Raw genomic sequence first — 19,285 nt, 5'->3', positions numbered from 1 at the left:
TGCCTAATGCACGTGTAGCACCTTGAACTGAAGACGCAGAACGAGGACATTGGCACTCGACTAGGTTGGAGCATTCTTGGCGACCTGCAGTGCTCTGCGCTCGAACCGCTCTGAAACAACGTCGGCTTGTCCGCAGGGCCGCTGCAGGTGGGTCACGATCTCGTAGGGTCCGTCAGACAGCGGCCGTGTGTGAATGCCCCATCCCTGCGCATGCTCAATGCGCGATTGCGCGGATACCCCGACGCCGTAGCCGGCAGCGACCCATAGCGCGATCATCTCGAAGGAAGAGACACGCTGAATGTTCTGTTGACTCACCGCGGGAAGAGAAGGCAGCCGCTGATCCAGCAAAGGGCAATTCTCTGCAGGCCAGCGAAAGACGGAGTAGTCCAACAGTTCGGCGATCGTGAGCTTCGCCTGGTCAAGTAAGGGAAAGCGCAACGGCATGGCGACGGCCATGTTCTCGGTCCATAGAGGTTGGCTTTTCAGCGACGGATCGCTCGATCCTTCAAGCGTCATGCCCGCGTCGTAGCGGCCTTCCCGAAGTCCCGCAATCAAATCATCGGCTGTGACCTCATGAAACGAAATGGTGACTTCCGGCTCTTCCGCACGCTGCAACGCAAGCAATGCCGAAAGATGCGATGACGGTACGCCAGGCGCTATGGCAAGCCTGAAATTGGAAAAGGAAAACTGGCTGGTGGCGTCGTGCATGAGAGCCCCCACAAAGCGATCGGATCAAAAAGGCGAGCCACCATGATAGCCAAAAGAGATATCTTTAACGTGGTTAAATTCGGTCGATTGATCGACGCTTCTGGTGATGCAGAAGCGCAGCGTTCAACCGGGCCGCCCCCCTGGCACAACCACCTATGAAGCCGAGCCGGCACTGGCCTTCGGCCAAGCGGTGCGTGCTGCCCGCTTGGCGCAGGGAGTCGCTCAGGATGAATTCGCGTCCATGGCTGGTATAGCTCGCTCGCATATGGGCAAGATCGAGCGTGGGGAGCACATGCCCACGCTCGCATTGATACTGAAAATCTCCGCTGCCCTCAGCATAAGTGCGGCAGAGCTGATGAGTGCAACGGAACGCAATCTTCGTGCCGATGCCCAATCTTAAGTGGTGCGGTCCGTTGCGTCAGTCGCTCGAAGGGTCCCGGAGGCGGTCGATAAATCGCACCAGCGAAGCCGATGAGTTGCTGCTTTCGAGTCGAAGCAGGTAGGTGGTGATCACGGCTGTATCCAGCGCCAATGGACGGATCACCACGTCCGGTCGCTGGCTGACCGGAATCTTGGTCGCCGTCATGAAGCCCACGCCGTAGCCGGCACCGACCAAGGTGAGCATCATGTCCAGCGAGGAAACCTCCTCAACGACATTCAGTTTGTGTTCCTGGGTCTGCAGGAGGCGCGCCAACTCGCGGCAGTAGCCTTCGCACACCTGGGGATCGCACAGGACAAGAGGATGCCCCCGGAGTTCATGGAGTGGAACCTCCTTGTGGACGAGCAGTGCGTGCCGGGCTGGCAAGGCGACCACCAGCGGGTCCTGCCAGATAGGTTCGGCGACGATGCCATCACCGACGTCGGCGGTATGAGCGAATCCGATGCAGAAGTCGCCCGAGCGCAGGCCGCGCAACTGCTCGGCCAAAGGCACTTCGGACATCCGTATCTCGATCTCGGGTTCTTCGGCACGGCAACGGGCTAGAAACGCCGACAGCCGGGGATCGAGCGCGCCGTCGGATACGGCGATGCGCAGGCTGCCTCGCAAGCCCGCCGCGACAGCCTTGACGTTCTCGCGGGCCTGCTCCAGGACGGTGAATAGCCGGCGAGTGTCCTGCAGGAACACGGCACCCGCAGCGGTCAGTCGGGTGCCCCGGCGGTCCCGGTCGAAGAGCACAGCGCCTAACTCGTCCTCAAGCTCCTTGATGGCGCGGGACAGAGGAGGTTGCTCAATGTGAAGACGCTCAGCCGCCCGTGTGAAATGAAGTTCTTCGGCCAAAACGATAAAGCAACGCAGGTGCCGCAGTTCCATGAGCAATGTTCCTATTCAGGCGCTGACGACCTCCTTCTGTTTGCTCCACGCGATGCAGGTTGAAAACTTCTTTTAAGCGATGTTTTTTCATATGTTCTTGAGCATGAGATGTAGGCGTTCAACTTTTCCAAACGAGAGGCCGGGCTGTGTTTGACCGAGCATTCAAGAGCCCTGTTTATCCACGGCGCTAAGGTTCAATCTTTACAATGTCCCCAATGCCTTGTACGTATGCGAGTGCATAGGCCATCTCTCCAGAGGTTTGCGCATGCAAAAACATCAATGGTTGTCCGCGTGTTATCTCGTCACCTAAGCGCACCTGCAATTGAATCCCTGCGGCTGGACTCTCAGGCGCACCGGCCAATTTGGCTAAACGAGAAAGCTTACGGTTGTCGATGTGTACTGCTCGGCCTGAAGTGGTTGCCAAAAGCGGTTCGACATAGAGAGCTTGGGGCGGCTCACGAAATCCCCCCTGAGCCGCGCAGATTCTCTGAAATTTTTCCCACGCGCGGCCACTGCTGATCGTCTCATGAGCCAACCGAAGTCCCTCCCCTTCTTTGGCGACGCCGCCAAGCTCAAGCACCGCGCCCGCCACCAACGCCACGCGGTCACATAGGTCTTGCGGCGCATCCGCCTCGTTGCGCAATACGGCCAACACGTCGCGCGCCTCCAACGCCGGGCCGATACCTCTGCCGACAGGCTGATTCCCGTCTGTAAACAGGCAACGCAATACAAGGCCAAATGACGCGGCGACTTCCGAAAGGTGATGCGCAAGATGCTCGGCAGTTTCCCGGCTGCGGACTTTTGCGGTTGGCCCAACCGGAATATCGATCACGATGTGGGTCGCCCCTGCTGCAATCTTCTTGGATAACACCGAGGCAATCAGTTGTCCTTGCGTGTCGATATCCAGTTCACGCTCAATACGCACGAAGATGTCGTCCGCGGGGCTGAGGTGCATCGCGCCGCCCCACGCCACGCATCCACCCTCTTTCTCCACGACCTTTCTGAGCGTATCCAGGTCCAGGTCTACAGGAGCCAGCGTTTCCATGGTGTCCGCGGTGCCAGCGGGAGAGGTGATGGCGCGTGATGAGGTCTTGGGCATCACCAATCCATTGGCTGCGGCGATGGCAACCACCAACGGCGTGGTGCGATTTCCCGGTAATCCGCCCACGCAATGCTTGTCCACAACAATCGGAGCCTGCCATTGCAGGTGATCCCCGACATCGACCATCGCACGGGTGAGATGGATGGTCTCTTGCATATCCAGAGGCAGTACCGCCGTTGCGGTCAGGAAGGCCGAAAGTGCGACATCGGTATAGCGACCATCGACCACATCACGGACGATCGCCTGCAACTCCGTCGTTTGCAGTCGGTGGCCGTGAATTCGCGCACGCACGGCCGACAACGATTCGAGCAGCGGAGGATGCCGAACCTGCACAAGATCGCCCTCATGAATGTCCAGGGCATCCCAGGCGGCCTCGGACAGAGCGATCTGTCCGGTTTTGAGCAGATCGCTGTCGATTTGGTACAGTAGCGCTTGCACAGTGCGGTCGCCGGCAATGATCAGTACCTGTGACCGCGGTGCCAGCCCTTCGGCACGGCAGACATGGCAATCGGTACGCATCAAGACGACGGGTTGATGCTGGGCATGCAGTCGCATGCGCAATGCTTGCAAGGCGGGTGTCTGGGGCGTGATGCGGGCACTCACAGGGCGAACTCCTGGTTTTGCATGGGCACCGATGCGTGCCAATTGAGTTCGCGCTGGATACGTTCGCGCAGCGCCTCAGAGGCATCAGATTCACCGTGAACAATGAACACTCTTTCCGGCGCCTTGGTAAAGCCGCGCAGCCATCGCATCAGCTCATCGCTGTCGGCATGAGCCGACAACATCGCAAGCTCGGCGACCTCTGCCTTGATCGGCATCCAGCGTCCATGGATCTTGACTTCGCGAGCGCCCTCAAGCAGCTTGCGCCCGCGCGTACCTGCTGCTTGGAATCCAGAGAACAGCAGCGTGTTCTGATGGCTACCGCCAAACGCTTCTATGTGATGCAGCACGCGGCCGCCGGTGGCCATGCCGCTGGCGGAAATAATCACCTTGGGGTATCGATTCGCCGATAGCGCCTTGGACTCTTCAACGTCGCGCACGTATGTGACTTCTGAGAATGCCGTCTCGAAATCGTGTTGAGCGAGCTTGTGGTCGTCGGCATGGCGGTGCAGCAGCGCAGTTGCGCTGGTGGCCATGGGACTGTCCAGATAGACGGGCACGTTGCGGAGCCGACCGCGCTGTCGCAACAGCCATAGGTCATAGATCAACGACTGCGCGCGTCCTACGGCAAAAGCGGGAATCACTACGGTGCCTCCGCGGCGAGTCGTACGCTCGATGATGTCGCCTAGCGCTTCGACGGCATCGGAACGGTCATGATGACGATTGCCATAGGTGGACTCGATGATGATGTAGTCCGCTTCCGTGACGGGTTCAGGATCAGGCATGACCGCATCGTCATAGCGGCCCAGGTCGCCGGAGAACACCAAACGCTTGCCGCCGATGTCGATCTGCGCCGTCGCCGCTCCAAGAATGTGGCCGGCCCTGCGTAGAACCAGGCGTGCACCGCCCGGCAATACCGTCTCCTGATGCAGTGGCACGGGCTTGAACTGCAAGAGCGTGCGTTCGGCATCTCGGACCCGATACAGGGCAAGGGCTGGCTTGTGCTTGGAAAATCCCTTCCGGTTGGCGAACTCGGCATCCTTCTCCTGCAACCAAGCACTGTCGAGCAGGATGAGTTCGGCGACGTCCCGTGTGGCTGGCGTCGAGAAAATCTTCCCGCGGAACCCGTTCAGCACCAATCGGGGGAGATATCCACAATGATCCAGGTGCGCGTGCGTCAGTACAACCGCATCGATGTCCTTGGACTCAACGACAAGATGCTGCCAGTTCAGCTCGCGCAGGTTCTTCAGTCCTTGGAAAAGTCCGCAGTCGATCAGGATGCGGGTACTGCCATATGTGATCAGGTGTTTGGAGCCGGTGACGGTACCGGCACCGCCCAGGCTGGTCAGTGAGAGCATGAAGTTGTCTCCTCGCTTGTTGGTGGGTTGTGAAATCAGGAGCTGGCGCGGTCACTGCGGACCGTGTCAGAACCACTTGAAATTCACGCGTCGGTCGCGGCAGCAGCAGCCTGCGAACTGTTCCAGCCGGTCACTTGCGCAGCGGCATAGATGGCATCCACCCAGGTGCATCGATTGGCGATCAGCATTCCAGCCACATCGAGGGTGCCGCCGTGGTTGATGTAGCCCAAAGCCCGCGTCTTCGAAGGGCCGCTGTCAATGCGGCGAAGCACGCCCAGCATCGGCTCAGGGCGGGTATGGCTTATCAACACGCGCGGCAGGTGAGGCGGGAAGAGCGCTTGCAGGGATTCGTCACCGAGCACGAAGGCGGCCTCAAGTTCGTCTCGCGGAATGCGTAGACGGCCGGGCTCGACCACCACGGTGATGCACGACGCAAGCCCATGGTGCTCCAGGCGGGCATGGGCTTTGAGCGCTTCCTCCAACTGGTAGGCGCCAATCGCTACGAATTGCAGTTGTGCGGTGGACGGATCGCCGGCTACATGGGCTGCTCCATGCTCGATCAGCGATTGAGCCGCGGCGGCACTGAAGTGATTCGGCGTGTCGCGCTTGGAGACCACCACACAAGCCACTTGGCCGCGGCTGGCGTAGACCGCTCGCAACGCGGCGCACGCCGTGTTTTCATCCACCGGGAACAACACGCGTGCGGTGTCCGACATCTCCCCCAGCAATGCTTCGCCAATGGTCGGGTCCTGGTGTGACTGCTCGTTCTTGCTGTTCTCCCAGGTGTGGGATGTGACGATCAGCGGGACGGAGATCCAGCCTGGCGGCTGGCCCAGCTCCTTCTGCCGACGCGCGAAGATGATCTCCTGGCGCATCAATCCAAGCATCTTGACCGCGAATGCCTCGTAGCTGACGATCAGGTTCAGCCCCCCTTTGTTGGCGAGGGCGGCGGCCGCAACGGCTTCTTCATTGAGTGCGGTGACCACCGAGCCATCCGTCGATTCCGGGACGCCGGGTTCGGGCACGTTGACGCGGTGCTTGAGCAGCGCCAGAGTGGCCCCCATCTTGTTGCTGGCCAGTTCGTCGGGATTGCCGATCCGGATGCGCAACTGTGGATTTGCCTGCACCAGCTCCACGAACCAACGGTCCAGTGCGGACATGGCGCTGCCCGATACCTCCGTTGGCGCCCAGGCCGGCATCGGCAGATGAGGGCTCGCTGGATGGCGTAGGGCCATGGGGTGCTCGCTTTCGCGCGAGCGCTGGCTCTGGCCGTGATTCGCAAGGACGGTGAGCGCGTTTTCCAGTTCGCTCTCGGGCACGAACAGCGCCGCAGCCCCTGCGTTGAAGGCCTCGCGTGCCTGCGCATCCTCGCGCGGATTGCCGTTCAGCGGCAGGTTGTGGGCGGCATTGGTCGCCGCGCCCGGGAAGCCAAAACCTTTCTCCGTCTCGGCGATCACGTAGGGCAGCTTGACCGGATAGCGCCGATCCGAGCGTGCGGCGAAGGCGCTCAGCGTGTCTTCGGCTTCAACAATGGCCCATGCGATCGCCATCGGATCACGTCCATCAACGATGACGGGATCGAAGCCGTTGTGGCGCAGATCTTCGGCCAGCCAGGTAGCGCCACCTTCCTGCACGATCTGGGTGCGCTGCTCGATGCGCCGTCCGTTGAGAATCATGACCGGGATGGCGAAGCCGCAGTCCTCGGCGCGCCACCAGCGCGGCGCCCAGTCCGAGCCACGGTGTTCCTCGAAAGCGCCATCACTGAGGAATGCCACCAGGCTTTCTCCCGGCAACGGCGTGTGCACATACTGCAGCCCGGCGAACCCCAGATAGCCGCCTTCGGAGATCGCGCCGGCCGTGTTCGGCCCGGCATGGCTACCCAGCGGTACCGCGGGCCGACCCTGCTTATCGATGGCATAGGAGTAGAAGTCCGCGATCAAACGCGACAGGCCCGCCTCGCTGCGGTCGTAGCGTCCACGCTGGGCGGCGGATACATCGCCGGTCAGTGCGTTCACCGCCTCGATCGCGGCCACGCAGTGCCCCTGCCCCATGAGCCAGCCGCGTGTCGTCCCGGTCAGCGCGTTGGCCAACAGATAACCCACGAAGGCTGGCACCATGTTGAGCGAGCCGCCGGTGTGGCCTTCGGGCGTTTGTTTGAAATCATCGGAGCCCAGTGGGCAGCCGCTTCGGTCGATGCGCCGGGCATAGGTCATATGCGCCACTACGCTCATGGCCGTGCAGGCCACCCGGTCGGCTGCAGCCAGCAGCGCATGGGCCGAGGCTTCGTCTGCTATACGCCTTTGCGCGACCAGACGTTGCACTAGGGCCTGCATACGTTCGATGGTTTCAGACCTGTGCGCGATGGGCCCGTAACCAGCACGCCAATCGGTTGCGAGGTTAGCTTGAGAGGACATTTCAGGTCTCCTTGAAAATAGTTGGATCGATAAAAAGATCAGCCTCGCGGATCGGTTTTCCCGCTAGAGAGAGCGTCGGCAATCAGCGAAGCGAGACCAATCCGGTTGCTCGGATGCGGTACTGCGTCGGTGGACGTAATTCGGGCAAACAACGGTGTCAATTGGGCCCAGGCATCCTCGGCGAACAGGGCATGCACCACTACGCACTCCGGCTTGCGCATTCCTTGCTCGGCGAGCTTGCGCGCCGCGACGGCGAGCGTGCGGCCTGATGATGCGATGTCGTCCACAAGCACCGGCGTTCTGCCGCGCCAGATCGACAGGTCGGGAACATCGATGTCCACGCTGCGATCGCCATGGCGTGTCTTGCGAAGCACAGCGTGCGGTACGCCGATGCGGGACGCGATGGCGCCGGCCCACTGCTCGCTTTCCTCGTCGGGGCCCACGATCAAAGGTTCTTCGACATGATTCGCGATCCAGTCGGCCAGCAGTGGTGCGGCATGCAAGGTGATGGTGGGGATCGTGTAGACCGCTGATAGTGTCGGATAGCGGTGCAGATGCGGATCCACCGTGAGCAGCTTGTCGAAGGTCGATGAGACCAGACGTGCGAAGGACCGCGACGTCACGCTTTCTCCGTCATGGAATCGCTTGTCCTGGCGCATGTAGGCCAGATACGGTGCGATCAGGTTCACCTCTTGCGCGCCAAGTTCGCGCGCCGCGTCAGCGGCAAAAGCCAGAAGCAGGAACTGCGGATCAGGATGGGCCAGCGTGCAAATCACATCCACGATCCGATCGGCAGGTTCGCCATGCAACCGGACATAGCTCTCGCCATCGGGGAATCGGCGCGTTTCGATGCGGCCGGCTTCGCTGCCGCATGCCTGCGCGATGCCGCGGGCCAGATCTTCATTGCCGGGTAGGGCCAGGGTGAGTCGTTGCATCCATTTATCTCCTTATTTGTTGTCCTTGGTCTCTTATCGAGCGCGGGTGCCTTATCGTTCAGCTCGCTGTGTTCACCTTGCCAACTGGCTAATGACGACGGCATTGGCAGTACTGCGTCGACGTGGTAGCTCCACAAGCAACCAGGCTCTTGTCATGAACAGCAACAGAGTGGCTTGCATGGCGTTCAAGGAATCGATCTGCATCAGAATCGCCGTCCTACGGTGATCGTTCCGTAGACCGGGATTTCCTTTTGTCCACGAAATTCGCGGGTGCGGTGGTAGCGGGCTATCGCGATGCGCCAGTTGCCCTGAGTCATCGCGATGCCATAGCCCACATCGGCCACGAATGGCCGTTTATCAACACTATGACTGGACTTGAACGTATTGCCGTCCAACGTGATGTCGTGCAAAACCCAGCGACCGTCGAGTGCCACGAACAGGTGCCCGTTCCAGTTGCTGCCAGCGGTCTTACGCACGGGCGAGGTGTTTTCTCCAGCCGGGCGCAGCGGTGCGGTGCCTAAGTCGTCCGGCAGGCGTAGGCCATAGCGCAGTTCTCCGCCGACATTCGCGTAGGTGGCGAAATTGCCCAAGCTGCCGCCCCAGTGGCGGGTCAGATCCCAACCCCAACCGCTGACGTTTTCTTGCCTGATGACTCGTGTTCGGCGTTCGTGGAGCAACTGCAGCACGGGTTCGTCGCGCAGTTGATGTCTCCAGCCATTGAATCTGTCCACTCCGACGGTGTCATGCCACCAGTTCTGGACTTGCCTGGCCTGGGAGGAGGGCCCCACCACCCCCACGCGGAGTTGCGAAGTGCGCAGCGTATCGCCCCGCCTCGCGTTATAGCCAAGGCTCAACATCAAGGCGCCCGCGAAAGGACGATCATCCTTGATGAGATCGCTGCGCGTTTTGTCGTTCGGGGTGTACATCATCTGCCCGAAGCCGATGGTCATGTTCTGTTCGTCGAAGCCTTGGGGTTGGAGCATCGTGAGAAAGCGATTCAGCCCACGGACGAGACGCGGTAGACAAGGGTCATCGCTATAGTCCACGAGGTTGGGGGAAACCCAACTGGCGAGAAACCCGTTGGAGTACCCTTGGTCTTGTCCAATGCCGCCGAACATGTCGTTGTCGATCCGCAGATTGAGCGTTCCCGTTGAGCGCAGCGGGTTGTCCTGGTGGCAGGACTGGGCCTGTGCGGAGGCGCTCAGCAATAGCAGCAGCAAGGGGGCTGCGACTTTCAGCCTCCATTCAGTTTGGTCGGTGGACTGAACCTTCGTCACGCTGGCGTGCCACCCTGCCCAGGGGTTGCAGTCGCAATGACCGATTGGGGCTGGCGCACCAGCATCACCGGAACTGGTGCGATGCGAGCGAGCTGCTCTGCATCGCTTCCCATCAGCAGCCTGTCCACGCCCCGGCGTCCGTGAGTACCCAACACCACCAACTCGCATTGAGTGGTCAGTGCCTGCTGAGCGATGAGCACCGAGACGCGCTCGCCCTTGCTTTCCAGAAGGACGGTCTCAACCGCCAGGCCTTCCTGCCTCAGCCGCAGCGCCGCCTCGTCCAGCAGCTTCTGCCCGGCCGCCAGGAAGCCCGGCCTCACTTCTTCAATATAGATCCTCGGCCTCTCGAAGCCGTTGCTGTGCTTCATCTCCTCGATGACGTGCAGCAAGACGATGGTTGCGCCATTCAGGCGTGCCAGCACCGCAGCGTGGTGGAGCGCCAAATCGGCAGTAGGACTTCCGTCGAGCGGAACCAGGATTCTTGAGTACATGAATGTCTCCAGTTATCAGAGTAGAACGGGATGACGAACAGATATTGCGTATACCGTGTCGCAATAGCGGACGCGGGATACGCTTATTCAGTTGCGTACATATTCCCCTGGGGCGTCGCAAACAGTGGGGTATCCACTGGATTCAGCACCTATGAGCGGAGGCGCAACAACATCACCGGAACGCTCTCGCAGCCACGCCGACCATGCGGGCCACCAGGAATCCGGATGCGTCTGCATCGTCGCTTGCCACTCATCCGGCGCCATGTATCCATCACCGGCCGCGCGGGTATGGATTTGATATTGGCGGTTACCTCGGCCGGGCTCGCTCACGATGCCGCCGTTGTGTCCTCCAGTGGTCAGCACGAAAGTCAGCTCGGCCGAAGACAGGAGATGCAGCTTGTAAACCGAGCGCCAAGGCGCAATATGATCCGAGGCAGTGCCGACGCAAAACACCGGTACAGCGATGTCTCCCACTGAAACGGGGCGACCCGTGACGGGATAACGCCCCGCGCTGAGATCGTTATTCAGGTAAAGGCGTCGGAGATACTGCGAATGCATCTTCGCGGGGAGGCGAGTCCCATCGGCATTCCAAGCCATCAGGTCGGTCATTGCCCGGCGATCGCCCAATAGGTATTCGTCAATCATGCGAGACCATATGAGATCGTAGGAACGCAGTAGCTGAAAAGCTCCGCTCATCTGGTCGGAGGTCAAATAACCGGTTTGAGCCATGCTGGCTTCCAACAGCGCCACTTGACTCTCGTTGATGAAAAGACTCAGCTCGCCCGGTTCGCTGAAGTCCGTCTGTGCGGCAAGCAGGCTTACCGACACCAGCCGCGTATCGCCATCACGCGCCATGGCTGAAGCACCAATGGCCAGTAGCGTTCCGCCCAGGCAATAACCAGCCGCGTGGACTCCATGCCCGGGGACGACGGAAGTCACAGCGTCCAGCGCTGCATGCAGGCCGAACTCCAGGTACTCATCCATGCCCAAATCTCGATCCTCAGCATCCGGATTTCTCCAGGAGATGCAAAAAACCGTATGCCCTTGCGCAACCAGATACCGTATCAGCGAGTTATGCGGTGACAGATCCAGTACGTAGTACTTCATGATCCAGGCAGGAATGATCAGGATCGGTTCGGGATGGACTTTCTCGGTAGTGGGCGTGTACTGAATCAGTTCGATCAGTCGATTTCTCAGAACGACTTTTCCTTCCGTGACCGCTACGTCGCGCCCAACGACGAAGTTCTCCGTTCCCGCGGGAGGCTGGCCGGATAGTTGCCGACGCAAGTCGTCGAGAAAGTTGGACGTCCCCCGCGCTAGATTGGCGCCTTGCTCTGCGATGGTTCTTTTCAGGACAACGGGGTTGAAAACCGCAGCGTTGGCGGGCGAAAGCATTTCCAGCCACTGTTTGGCGCCAAACGCCAGCAGGCGTTGGTGTTTCGGATCCACTCCCCACACCCCCTGCGTGGCCTGCTCCCACCATTTGGTCTGATTGACGAATGAACTGCGGAAAAGGTCGTAGGGCCATTGATCCCATGCAGGATCGTTGAAGCGGCGGTCATTGACAGGTGACCGGTCAGGAGCGGTGGCTCCCCGGTCCGGGTTGGCCGGATTCTTCTTCAATACGGCCATCCATTGCTCGGACAGGGAGGCTGCAAACGCCAAAAGCTCGGCTTGCTTGCCAGGACTGTTTGCTAAATGGCTCGCCCAGTCCACCCACGCGAGCAACGATGTCTCCGGCGAAATAGACGACCAAGCCTGTGCCCAAGCGACATGGGCATCCCCATCCAACTTCGGATTGATGGCTGAGTCGATATTGCCGTTCTTTTTATTCGTCAAAGCGTATTACCTCTATTTCTGCACAAGTAGAAAGAGCCCCTTGCTTGAAAACGGGAGTCGATTGCGATTTCCTGGGCGACGACGCCTCGCCAGCGCGTCAGCGATGTATCCATCTGCCAGCTCGCTCCGCTGTTTCGCTTCGCCTAACCGGCCATCAGGCTGATTACCAGTGCGTTCGCAATATCGATGACGAACCCACATACCAAGGGCACCACAATGAACGCCTCGCGTGCCGCACCATGCTCCCGAGTCACCGCCGTCATGTTGGCGATGGCAGTGGCGGTAGATCCCAGCGCAATACCGCCGAAACCCGCGCACACCACGGCGGCTTGGTAATCCTTGCCCATTGCCCGAAAAACAATCAGCAAAACGAATGCGATGACCAAGGCAATCTGCACCAGCATCGCCGCCGTGATGAAGGCGAGCACGGGCTGCAGTTCCCAGAGCCTGAGTCCCATCAGCGCCATGGTCAGAAACAGGCCCAATGACATGTCGGAAACCAGGGCGATGCCTGGCTGCATGCTCGGCCAGTTCCATAAACGTCCGCGCCCACTTGGCCTCATCCAGTCGGCCGCCATGCGCAGGAGAATTCCGGCCAGCAGGCAGCCCACAAAGGCGGGCAGCGTGACGGCGGTACGCGCGACCAAGGCATTGATTCCGTATCCCAACATCAAGGCGAAGTTGAGCCAGAGCAATGCCAGCAGCAGGCCGTAGTAGTCCAGGCGGGCATGCTGCTCATCCCTGTGCAGCGTGCCAATTTCCAGGGCGCTGTCCCCAGAGGCTTGAAGCCGATGCCTACGCATGAGCAAGCTTGCGACTGGGCCCCCGATGGTGCAGGCCGCGATCAGGCCGATCATGTTCGCTGCCAATCCCAGTTCCTGCGCTTGCGCAATGCCGAGGTTGTGAACGAAGTGATCGGACCAGGCCAAGGTGGTGCCCACGCCTCCTGTCAGGGAAATCGATCCCACCATCAGCCCGGTGCGCGGATCCAGGCCGAAGGCGCGTGCCATCTCCATCCCGGCCAGGTTCTGCAGCACCATGAACCCGATGGCCAACCCCGACAGGATCAGCAAGGGCCGTCCACCATGGCGCAGCGTGCGGGCGTCGGTACCCAGGCCAATGGCCGCAAAGAAGTACAGCAGCAGCGCGTCACGCGCTTCGAGATCGAAACTGATGACGATCCCCGCACCGTAGTACAGGGCGAAGACAACCAGGGCGCAGGCCAAGCCGCCCACCAGGGATTCCGGGATGCTGTATCGACGCAAGATGCCCCAACGCGCAACCAAGCCCTTGCCCACGAACAACAGCAGGATGGCGAGCGTGAATCCATGGAAGGCATCGATCGTCATCGCGCCTTCTCCCTGTCCAGGCAGGACAGCGCATGGCTGGCGGCTATCCACTCTTCGTTGGTGGGCTCGACCGCCACGGTGACCTGACTGTGATCGCTGGAAATCTTCGCCGCGTGGCTGGCGTTGGCATCGGTATCCAAGGCAATGCCCAAAAAGCCCAGCGCCGCACAGATGCGCTCGCGAATGAACGCATTGTGTTCACCGACACCCGCCGTGAACACCAGCATGTCCAGGCCACCCAGCACGGCGACCAAGGCCCCGATCTCGCGTACGATGCGGCGCACGTAAAGGGCCAGTGCCAAGCGCGCTCGCTCCCCCGTTTCGCCTGCATCGTTCTCGTGTCCGACAATGACGCGCGGCTCGGCCGAGATTCCCGAAACGCCGAGCAGGCCGGACTCGTGATAGAGGACGCGCCCCACTTGCTCCAGTGAGAGCTTCTCGATTTCCATCAGGTAGAGCACCGCACCCGGATCGAGCGCGCCGGTGCGGGTGCCCATCATCAGGCCGTCAAGCGCGGAGAAGCCCATGGTGGTGGCCGCGCTTTTGAGTCCACGCATGGCGCACAGACTGGCGCCACTGCCCAGATGGGCAACGACGGTGCGACCGCGCGCGGCGTCGCCATGGCGTTCGGGCAAGGCCACTGCCATGTACTCATACGACAGGCCGTGAAACCCGTACCGACGCAGACCGCGCTCCCATGCGGCATAGGGCAACGGCAGGACCTTCTCGACCTGGGGCAAAGTGTGGTGGAAGGCCGTGTCGAAGCAGGCCATCTGTGGCAGATCTGGCTGCTCCCGCAGCAGGATCTCCACGGCTTCGAGCGCGAATGGCTGGTGCAGCGGGGCCAGAGGAATGTAGCCCTTGAGGTCGGCCAGGACATTCGCGTCCACGCGCACGGGCATGAAGTATTTACTGCCGCCGTGGACGATACGATGGGCGACCGCACCGATCCGGCGGCCGTCGAGCCGCCGGCTGACACGATCGCGGATGAGGCGCAGTGCGGCGCGATACGGATGTGCCGTGTCCAGTTCGATCGAGAACGGCGCAACTCCGGTCTCTCCGAAATCCGGGTTGGCGCCGCCGATTCCCTGCACCTTGCCATTCCACAATGCCTGACGCGGCAGTGGCGCGGCCGAGGAATCGAACACCGCAAACTTGATGCTGGATGAACCGCAGTTCAGCACAAGGATCAGTCCGTGTTCGCGGCGCCCGGAGCGGGCCATGGTGACGTCCATCAGGTCGTCCTCTCTGCGCGCCGTCCGCGCGACTTCGCCGAGGTGTGCGGGGGTGTCTGCTGTCTCATCGTCTTCAGACTCAGCGCGCCGTGTAGCCGCCATCGGCGATGAGCTGGGTGCCCACAAGGAAGCTGCTTCCTTCCGACAGCAAAAACGCCACGGCATGGGCGATTTCGTCCGGTGTACCCAGGCGACCGATCGGATGCAGGCCAACGGCCTCTTGGAGGGCCGATTCATCCAGGAAATCCAGGATGGGCGTACGCACGTAACCGGGATGAATCGAATTGATCCGGATTCCCTTGGACGCATAGGCCAGTCCTGCCGAGCGGGTCAGCCCGGTCACGCCATGTTTGGCTGCGACGTACGCAGGGTTCGCTGCGTCGCCCACCACCCCCAGGATGGAGGAGACGTTGACGATGGCGCCGCCTCCCGAGCGCAGGATGGCGGGAATCTGATGGCGCAGGCCATAGAACACGCCGTTCAGGTTGACATCGATCACCCGGCGCCAGGCGGCAGGGTCCAGTTCTCCCGCCGGGCTCTGGTCGCCACCGATACCGGCGTTGTTGACGGCAAAATGAAGGTCGCCGAACGTATCGACCGCGCAGGCCACGGCAGCCTGGACCTCATCGATGCATGCCACGTCGGCCACGTTGGCCACGGCGTGGCCGCCCTCGGCGTTGATGAGGCTGGTGACGCGCTGCGCATTGTCGGCGCTGACATCGGAGACGACGACATTCAGGCCGTTGCTTGCAAGCAGCCGGGCAATGGCCTCGCCAATGCCAGACCCTGCACCGGTGACCAGGGCTACGCGGCCAGAGAATGAGTACTGCATGGTGTTTCCTCCAAAGGGGTGGTTAAGTTGCTAACAAGTCCGCTCAAGGGGGTGACAGCCGATAGTGGTGGGCCAGCATCAGTGCGATCGCGCATGAGGCGATGCGTGTATCACGCGAGTCGGCGCGGCTGGTCAGAATGACTGGCACCTTGGCTCCAAGAACGATCCCGGCGCTGGCTGCGCCGCCCATGAAGATCAACTGCTTGGCAAGCATGTTGCCGCTCTCCAGGTCAGGCACGACGAGGATGTCAGCTTGCCCGGCGACCTCGGAAACGATCCCCTTGATACGCGCAGCGGCGATGGAGACGGCGTTGTCGAAGGCCAGCGGCCCGTCGAGCAGGCCGCCAGTGATCTGGCCGCGATCGGCCATCTTGCACAGCGCCGCAGCGTCCAGCGTGGCCGTCATCGTCGGGCTGACCGTCTCGACTGCGGCCAGGATTGCGACCTTGGGTTCGCGCACGCCGATCACCTGCGCCAGCTCGATGGCGTTGCGGATGATGTCTGCCTTCTGTTCCAGAGTCGGGGCGATATTGATCGCTGCATCGGTGACGATGAACGGGCGCGGATAGGCCGGTGTCTGTAGCAAAAAGCAATGGCTGACCCGGCGCTTGGTGCGCAACCCCGCTGCTGCCGAAACCAGCGCGGACATCAGTTCGTCGGTGTGCAGACTCCCTTTCATCAGGGCTTCGACTTCGCCATTGGCCGCCAAGGCTACGGCTTGCTGCGCGGCGGCGTGGCTGTGGGGTGTGTCCACAATGGTGACGTCGGCCAGATCCAGCCCGGCCTCTGTGGCGACTGCTTCCAGCCGCGCCCGTGATCCGACCAGCACCGGTTCGATCAACCCCGCGTGGCGTGCTTCGAGCGCAGCGGACAGACTGGGGGCATCGCAGGGATGGGCGACGGCCACCCGAATCGGTTGCAAGTGCGCGACGTGCGCCAGCAGGCTTTGCAGGCCTGTGCGGCCCTGCGCATTCGGGTGGATTTCCGGCAACACGGTGCGCGTTCGTTCCAAGCGTTCGGTGGGCGCCACGACCTCTACCTGGCCTTGGAAAACCGCTACCCCCTCCTGGTTGGTGCAGGTGCAGGCCAGCGTGACATGGTGGTTGGCCGTGTCCTTGCTGGTCACCTGCATCCGCACGGTCAGCCTGTCGCCGGGTCGAACGGCCCCGAGGAAGCACAGATTCTGGTTGACATAGCGGGTTCCAGGCCCCGGCAGGCGTGTGCTCAGCACAGCCGAGATCAGGGCGTTTGCACAAATGGCCTCCGTGGTGCCCCGAGCGCTTGAGGACACAGCAGGTTCTGGATCCACATCGCCCGATTGCAGCGCGAACATGTGGATGTCTTGCGACGAAAACGCGCGTTCGAGGCTGGCGCTGTCGCCGATGGCGATCTCGTCGAAGGTGCGGTTGCGCAGGACATGCCATGCATCGGCAGTGGCATCGACCGGTTTGGGCGAAGTCGTCATGTGCTTTTTCCTCGCCGTGTTTGTCTTGTCTGCGGCGCGGCGGGTGTCTTGGACGCGGTTGTCTTTTGAGGCGCCTTCGGCTTTGGCGAGGAGGTCTTGGGTTTCGTGTCCGCGACCGCAGAGGGTGCGTCATGGGCAGAGGGCATAGCGGGCGCCGAAGCCGCCTGCGCCCGGCGGATCGCCTGCTCGAACAGGGTAGACACCTGCTTCAACTTGGCTTGCTCTGGTGCGGACAGCGCATCGCCGCTGCCGAGCACCTGCGCGATCATCCCCGCAACCTGTCGGATGTCATCAGGCGCTACGTTGTTCAGCAGCCCGGGGATGGCGGACACCGCGGCGTCCTCGTGGAGCCTCATGAGCAAAGCCTGGCGACGCACGAGGTGGCGGAAGGCCTGCATGTCGAAGTCGTTGCCCAGTTGGGGGCGCACCAGCTCTTCTGCGTGGCGAAAATGCCGTTCATCGGCCTCGCCACGCTCGGCCAGCACGAAGAACAGTGCCCGTATGGCTGCTTCCACCAGCCCACCGCTGTGAACGGCTCCTTCGAGGCGGGTCAACTCTTGCGCCAGATACTGGCGGTGCTCGGGCGTCTCGCTGGGATGGGCCCGCGGCGGTGCCTCATCGTGCAGGCTCTGCCCTGTCATGGCCTGCACCAGCGGCAGGCTGTACAGCGTGTCAAAGGCTTGCGCGTAGATCCGGTCGCGGCAATCGCGGAATTGATCCAGCGTCTGTTCGAGAGCGGTGGAAAACTGTGCCTGCAGTTGCAGGAAAGGATTGGCCTCGGCGACGGGCTGGCGGTGCTCGCGCACATGTTGCGCAGCCTCTTGCACAGCGGCTGCCAGCGGCTGGCGGTCGGACCACAGTTCGTAGCCGACGCGCAGGGGATGCAGGGGCTCCAGCGACCGTGCGCCCTCGGTCGTGACCCAGGCGCGTACACACGGCTGCACGAAGCTGCGGTAGCAGGCCAAGTTGATCTCGGAGATCCGCGCAGCGGCGGCAAAACGGCGATCGCTCTCGGGATCGGGGCGAACGATCTCACGGATTTCATCGATGTTGCTGCGGCGAATCCGGGTCAGATAGGCGTCACTGGCTGGCTCGTGTTCCTGCGCCTCGTCGTGATGCTCGTCGATCTGCATGTGGTGAATGCCTGCCGGCAGCACGTCGATGATGTCGATGTTCTCAGCGAACTCCTGGTGCTCTTTACGCCCGACGCTGCCGGAGACGAAGATTCCCAGATGTCCGATGCTGTCATGGGTAGCGTAGACGATGGTCTGGTCATGTCCCAGCACGTCCAGGTCGTTGCGGTACAGGTCGGTGATCCAGCCCAGGGCCTGGGGCGGTGGCGTGATGTTGTCCCCATAGGAGCAGAACACCAGGATCGGCGAGCGAATATTGCGCAGGTCGATGCGCACGCCATCGGATGTCATCAGTTGGGCGGTGCTCAGCTTGTTGCCGATGAACAGGTTATCGACGATGTACTGTATTTCCACATCGTTCAGGAACACGTGGCCGCCCCAGTACTTCTCGAATTGCAAGTGGCGCGGGCCTTCCGTGTCGACCTTGGCGTACAGGTTGTACTGTTTGCTCCACAGCGTATTGGCCGGGTCCAGGTTCTCGAAGTTCTGTACCAGCCAGGCGCCGTCGAACCGACCGGCGCCCAGATCGCCGGTCAATGCCGTCAACCAACTACCGCCGGTCAGGCCGCCTGCATAGCGCATCGGCATGTCGCCCGCCCAGTACGACAGCGGCGCGCCGGCGACGATGATCGGTCCGAACAGTTCGGGCCAGACGGCAGCTGCCATCAGGATCTGCCAGCCCGCCTGGCAATTGCCGATGACAGCGGGCTTGCCGCGGCTGCCGGGGTGCAGCTCGCCGACCTTGCGCACGAAGGCCGCTTCGGCGCGCATGACGTCCTCGACGGTCTGGCCGGGAACGGGATCGGGCAGAAAGCCAACGAAGTAGCAGGGATGCCCTGCCTTGAGGGCTGCCCCGACCTCGCTGTCGGGTTTGAAGCCGCCGATGCCCGGGCCGTGGCCCGCGCGTGGATCGACCACCACGAACGGTCGCTTGCGGGGATCGCTCGGCGTGTCGGCTGGCGGCAGGATGCGCACGAGGCCATAGTTGACTGGCCGCGGAAGATCCAGCCCGGACATGATGACCTCGGAGGCGAAGTCGAGTACGTTCGGCGTCTGCTCCTGCAAATGCTCCAGGTACTGGTTGCCGCGTTGGCGGCGAACGTCGGCATACAGAATGGATCGCTGCCAGGCATCCACTGCATACTCGGTTGCCATCGCCGATAGTCGCAACGGGTCCCACAGCAACTGCCCCCAATCGGCCGCTGGTGATGTCGTGGTGTCTCGATTCATGGCGATGG

The 19,285-nt window shown here is 61.6% G+C and carries 15 protein-coding genes; 1 reads left to right on the top strand and 14 read right to left on the bottom strand.

Annotated elements, in window-relative coordinates; genetic code table 11:
* Nucleotides 1–60: 60 nt before the first annotated feature.
* On the bottom strand, nucleotides 61–708 hold the full coding sequence (locus ACVOLQ_RS07045) for a substrate-binding domain-containing protein (RefSeq protein ID WP_020307796.1): 648 nt from the start codon (nucleotides 706–708) through the stop codon (nucleotides 61–63).
* Nucleotides 709–814: 106 nt separating this feature from the next.
* On the opposite strand from ACVOLQ_RS07045, the gene ACVOLQ_RS07040 reads away from it, so the two are divergent.
* Nucleotides 815–1,108 carry a helix-turn-helix domain-containing protein gene (locus tag ACVOLQ_RS07040; RefSeq protein ID WP_003050003.1) on the top strand — a complete coding sequence of 98 codons (294 nt, stop codon included), beginning with the start codon at nucleotides 815–817 and terminating at the stop codon, nucleotides 1,106–1,108.
* Nucleotides 1,109–1,126: 18 nt separating this feature from the next.
* On the opposite strand, the gene ACVOLQ_RS07035 is transcribed toward ACVOLQ_RS07040, so the two are convergent.
* The 13 genes from ACVOLQ_RS07035 to ACVOLQ_RS06975 all read right to left on the bottom strand — a co-directional run bounded on the left by ACVOLQ_RS07035 (nucleotide 1,127) and on the right by ACVOLQ_RS06975 (nucleotide 19,277).
* Complete coding sequence (locus tag ACVOLQ_RS07035; protein ID WP_003050005.1) at nucleotides 1,127–2,017, bottom strand: LysR family transcriptional regulator; 891 nt, start codon at nucleotides 2,015–2,017, stop codon at nucleotides 1,127–1,129.
* A 187-nt stretch (nucleotides 2,018–2,204) separates the two neighbouring features.
* On the bottom strand, nucleotides 2,205–3,722 hold the full coding sequence (locus ACVOLQ_RS07030; RefSeq protein ID WP_020307800.1) for a thymidine phosphorylase family protein: 1,518 nt from the start codon (nucleotides 3,720–3,722) through the stop codon (nucleotides 2,205–2,207).
* Entirely contained in the window at nucleotides 3,719–5,077 is a 1,359-nt protein-coding gene (locus ACVOLQ_RS07025) for an MBL fold metallo-hydrolase RNA specificity domain-containing protein (RefSeq protein WP_020307801.1), read from the bottom strand. Before ACVOLQ_RS07025 ends, ACVOLQ_RS07030 begins: the two co-directional genes overlap by 4 nt.
* An 83-nt stretch (nucleotides 5,078–5,160) precedes the next feature.
* Complete coding sequence (locus ACVOLQ_RS07020) at nucleotides 5,161–7,491, bottom strand: phosphoketolase family protein (RefSeq protein ID WP_020307802.1); 2,331 nt, start codon at nucleotides 7,489–7,491, stop codon at nucleotides 5,161–5,163.
* Between the two features lie 38 nt (nucleotides 7,492–7,529).
* Nucleotides 7,530–8,426 (bottom strand): ribose-phosphate pyrophosphokinase, encoded by an 897-nt coding sequence (locus ACVOLQ_RS07015; RefSeq protein ID WP_003050021.1) that lies wholly within the window; start codon nucleotides 8,424–8,426, stop codon nucleotides 7,530–7,532.
* Between the two features lie 203 nt (nucleotides 8,427–8,629).
* Complete coding sequence (locus ACVOLQ_RS07010) at nucleotides 8,630–9,703, bottom strand: lipid A deacylase LpxR family protein (RefSeq protein WP_018715726.1); 1,074 nt, start codon at nucleotides 9,701–9,703, stop codon at nucleotides 8,630–8,632.
* Entirely contained in the window at nucleotides 9,700–10,194 is a 495-nt protein-coding gene (locus ACVOLQ_RS07005; RefSeq protein ID WP_018715727.1) for a universal stress protein, read from the bottom strand. The genes ACVOLQ_RS07010 and ACVOLQ_RS07005 overlap by 4 nt, the downstream gene beginning before the upstream one ends.
* Nucleotides 10,195–10,281: 87 nt before the next feature.
* Nucleotides 10,282–12,033 carry a PHA/PHB synthase family protein gene (locus tag ACVOLQ_RS07000; RefSeq protein ID WP_020307805.1) on the bottom strand — a complete coding sequence of 584 codons (1,752 nt, stop codon included), beginning with the start codon at nucleotides 12,031–12,033 and terminating at the stop codon, nucleotides 10,282–10,284.
* Nucleotides 12,034–12,176: 143 nt separating this feature from the next.
* Nucleotides 12,177–13,382 (bottom strand): sodium/glutamate symporter, encoded by a 1,206-nt coding sequence (gltS, locus tag ACVOLQ_RS06995; RefSeq protein WP_003050035.1) that lies wholly within the window; start codon nucleotides 13,380–13,382, stop codon nucleotides 12,177–12,179.
* Nucleotides 13,379–14,617 (bottom strand): acetate/propionate family kinase, encoded by a 1,239-nt coding sequence (locus tag ACVOLQ_RS06990; protein WP_003050037.1) that lies wholly within the window; start codon nucleotides 14,615–14,617, stop codon nucleotides 13,379–13,381. Before ACVOLQ_RS06990 ends, gltS begins: the two co-directional genes overlap by 4 nt.
* A 79-nt stretch (nucleotides 14,618–14,696) precedes the next feature.
* Nucleotides 14,697–15,449, bottom strand: a complete 753-nt coding sequence (locus ACVOLQ_RS06985) for an SDR family NAD(P)-dependent oxidoreductase (protein ID WP_003050039.1) — start codon at nucleotides 15,447–15,449, stop codon at nucleotides 14,697–14,699.
* Between the two features lie 43 nt (nucleotides 15,450–15,492).
* A complete protein-coding gene (locus ACVOLQ_RS06980) occupies nucleotides 15,493–16,914 on the bottom strand; it encodes a bifunctional enoyl-CoA hydratase/phosphate acetyltransferase (RefSeq protein WP_003050041.1) in 1,422 nt (473 codons plus the stop codon).
* Entirely contained in the window at nucleotides 16,911–19,277 is a 2,367-nt protein-coding gene (locus tag ACVOLQ_RS06975; RefSeq protein ID WP_023656967.1) for a DUF3141 domain-containing protein, read from the bottom strand. Before ACVOLQ_RS06975 ends, ACVOLQ_RS06980 begins: the two co-directional genes overlap by 4 nt.
* Nucleotides 19,278–19,285 lie beyond the last annotated feature (8 nt).

This window comes from Stenotrophomonas sp. STEN031, assembly GCF_056759975.1.
Note: the sequence above shows the minus strand (reverse complement) of the source record. Positions and strands in the feature narration are given on the sequence as shown.

Coding starts and splice junctions, on each gene's coding strand:
- ACVOLQ_RS07045 (WP_020307796.1), bottom strand. CDS start 708: ATGCACGACGCCACCAGCCAGTTTTCCTTTTCCAATTTCAGGCTTGCC.
- ACVOLQ_RS07040 (WP_003050003.1), top strand. CDS start 815: ATGCAGAAGCGCAGCGTTCAACCGGGCCGCCCCCCTGGCACAACCACC.
- ACVOLQ_RS07035 (WP_003050005.1), bottom strand. CDS start 2,017: ATGGAACTGCGGCACCTGCGTTGCTTTATCGTTTTGGCCGAAGAACTT.
- ACVOLQ_RS07025 (WP_020307801.1), bottom strand. CDS start 5,077: ATGCTCTCACTGACCAGCCTGGGCGGTGCCGGTACCGTCACCGGCTCC.
- ACVOLQ_RS07020 (WP_020307802.1), bottom strand. CDS start 7,491: ATGTCCTCTCAAGCTAACCTCGCAACCGATTGGCGTGCTGGTTACGGG.
- ACVOLQ_RS07015 (WP_003050021.1), bottom strand. CDS start 8,426: ATGCAACGACTCACCCTGGCCCTACCCGGCAATGAAGATCTGGCCCGC.
- ACVOLQ_RS07005 (WP_018715727.1), bottom strand. CDS start 10,194: ATGTACTCAAGAATCCTGGTTCCGCTCGACGGAAGTCCTACTGCCGAT.
- gltS (WP_003050035.1), bottom strand. CDS start 13,382: ATGACGATCGATGCCTTCCATGGATTCACGCTCGCCATCCTGCTGTTG.
- ACVOLQ_RS06990 (WP_003050037.1), bottom strand. CDS start 14,617: ATGGACGTCACCATGGCCCGCTCCGGGCGCCGCGAACACGGACTGATC.
- ACVOLQ_RS06985 (WP_003050039.1), bottom strand. CDS start 15,449: ATGCAGTACTCATTCTCTGGCCGCGTAGCCCTGGTCACCGGTGCAGGG.
- ACVOLQ_RS06980 (WP_003050041.1), bottom strand. CDS start 16,914: ATGACGACTTCGCCCAAACCGGTCGATGCCACTGCCGATGCATGGCAT.
- ACVOLQ_RS06975 (WP_023656967.1), bottom strand. CDS start 19,277: ATGAATCGAGACACCACGACATCACCAGCGGCCGATTGGGGGCAGTTG.